Genomic DNA, 2,206 nt, shown 5'->3' with positions numbered 1-2,206 from the left:
CTGCAGCGCGGCCGCGGACCCCGTCGCGGCACCGGACCCGGTCGCGGTGGTGGACTCCGTCGCGGAGGCGGACCGGGGGACGGGCGCCCGGGGGGCGGCCGGGGCGACCGAACGGCCGTCCATCAGTCCGTACTGGTAGGCCAGCGCCGCCGCCTCGGTGCGGTTCGACACCTCCAGTTTGCGCAGGATGCTCAGCACGTGGGAACCGACGGTGGCGCGGCTGATGTAGAGGCTCCGTCCGATCTCGGCGTTGGACTTGCCCTCGGCGAGACAGGCGAGCACGTCGTGCTCCCGCCTGGTGAGCACATGCAGGTGCCGGGACGGTGGGGACGTGATCAGCTCGATGACCCGGTCCCGGTACTGGTCCAGCACCTGCGAGGTGAGGAAGAGCTTACGCGCGGCCGCGGCGTGGATGGCGCTGGTGATCTGCCACGGTGAGTCGTTGACCAGCACGACGGCCGACACCTGACGGTTCAGCACCTCCCGGATCTCGGTGACGTCGTCGTCGCACACGACCACGACGGGCCGCAGCGGTTCGGCCCGGGCACCGTCGGCGCACAGCTCGGACAGCGCACGGGAGCCGAGTGCCTTCCGCGCCCGGAGCAACCAGACGTCCGGTGGGGTCCGGGCGACCTCCCGGATCGCCTGCTCGATCGTGGTGAACACGTGGTCGACGGAGATGTTGAACCGGCCGAGGTCCATCGCGTGGAGCCACGCGAAGAACGGTTGAACCGCGCTGTCCTGCGCATCATCGATCATCCCCAACGCGACCATTGAGCACCTCTGTTCCTCCCCGGCGCCGTGCCGGGGGATTCGTCGGGCCGACCCGCGCCGCCCCTCGCGCGCAGCACCCCGGAGTGCGGAATCTTCCGAACAGACGTTTCGACAAGCGAAACACCTACCGACAGTGTGTTCGGCGACCTCTGACGCTGAACTTTTCCACTCCACCGGACTACTCATGCAAAACGATATGTAGCACGGATCCGAGCCGTTGATCCATCACGAGATCGTGAACGCTCCAGGGCCCTCCACCTCGCGCCCTGCACAGGCCACAGAATCGGCCCAACTCGCGACTTTCGTCGTACTCCGGGTGTTTGATCATTCATTCGGATGAGTCCCGGGGTGGCCAATACCGCTACTTGACGGACGAAGCCACGAGTTCCCGTTCCCTAGGCTCACCGTCCGGGGTCGGCTCCCGCCGGCCGGAAACCGGGTGGCACCGGCGGGCGCCGGGCACCGACGCGGTGATCGGAGGGACCATGCTGTCGCGCATCCGCAGCGCCCGTGCCGCCCGTGCACGGCACCGGCGCGGGCCGGAGGGGGACGAGATCGACGTCGCCTTCCGCCGCATCGAGCGGCTGAGTACCGTCGGCGCCACCATCAGCGCCGCCGAACTGCTGGCCACCGCACGCACCTTCGACGACAACGGGCTGCTCGGCTGGCCGATCAACCGCACCCGGATGCTCGGGCTCAACCGCGGCCCGGGCCGCTACCTGGGTCGGCTGCTCGGCTACCCGCAGGTGGTCGCCGTCATGCAGACCCGGCTGCTGTCCGGGCTGGGCCTGCTCGCCCCCGGGGTGGGCCGTCGGGGACGCGGTGTCGCACTGGCCGGGATGACCGGTACCGGCGCCGCGCTCAACCTGCGCAGTAACTACGGCCTGGACGGCTCCGACCACTTCGCCTTCATCAACTTCACCGTGGCGCTGCTGGAGAAGCTGTACCCGAACGACGAGCGGGCACGTCGTGCCGCGCTGGCGTTCATCGCCGCGCAGAGCTGTCTGTCCTATTTCACCTCCGGCGTGGTCAAGATGACCTCCCCGGTGTGGCGGAACGGCGACGCGATCACCGGCGTGTTCCGCACCAAGACCTACGGCGACCGGTTCCTCTACCGGCTCACCCGGGACAACAGGCCACTGGCCCGGGCGATGGCCTGGAGCGTCATGGTCGCCGAGGCCCTGTTCCCGCTGGTGCTCGTCGCCCCGCGACCGCTGGCCCGGACGATCATGGTCAGCGGCATGGCCTTCCACGTCGGCAACGCACGGTTCATGGGCCTCAACCGGTTCTTCTGGTCGTTCGTGGCCACGTACCCGGCCGTGGCCCACTTCTCGCGCGCACTCGGCACGGCCGAGGCGGACCGCCTCCCGACGGGGGCGGACCGGTGAGGGGCCGCGCGCCGCGTCGCACCACCCTGGCCTCCGCTGCCGCT

General features: G+C 69.7%; 2 protein-coding genes. One reads left to right on the top strand and one right to left on the bottom strand.

The features are described 5' to 3' along the window. Positions 1 to 774 (bottom strand): helix-turn-helix transcriptional regulator (locus SACHA_RS23390; protein ID WP_019809776.1); only part of this gene is annotated, 774 nt, incomplete at its 3' end. Between the two features lie 485 nt (positions 775 to 1,259). Here SACHA_RS23390 and SACHA_RS21630 point away from each other — a divergent pair. Further along, a complete protein-coding gene (locus tag SACHA_RS21630; RefSeq protein ID WP_019809774.1) occupies positions 1,260 to 2,162 on the top strand; it encodes a lipase maturation factor family protein in 903 nt (300 codons plus the stop codon). The last annotated feature ends 44 nt before the right edge of the window (positions 2,163 to 2,206 follow it).

Source organism: Saccharomonospora halophila 8 (assembly GCF_000383775.1).
In the GTDB taxonomy this organism is placed as follows: Bacteria; Actinomycetota; Actinomycetes; order Mycobacteriales; family Pseudonocardiaceae; genus Saccharomonospora; species Saccharomonospora halophila.
The sequence above is the reverse complement of the archived record's forward strand: the minus strand, read 5'-3'. Positions and strand labels throughout refer to the sequence as shown.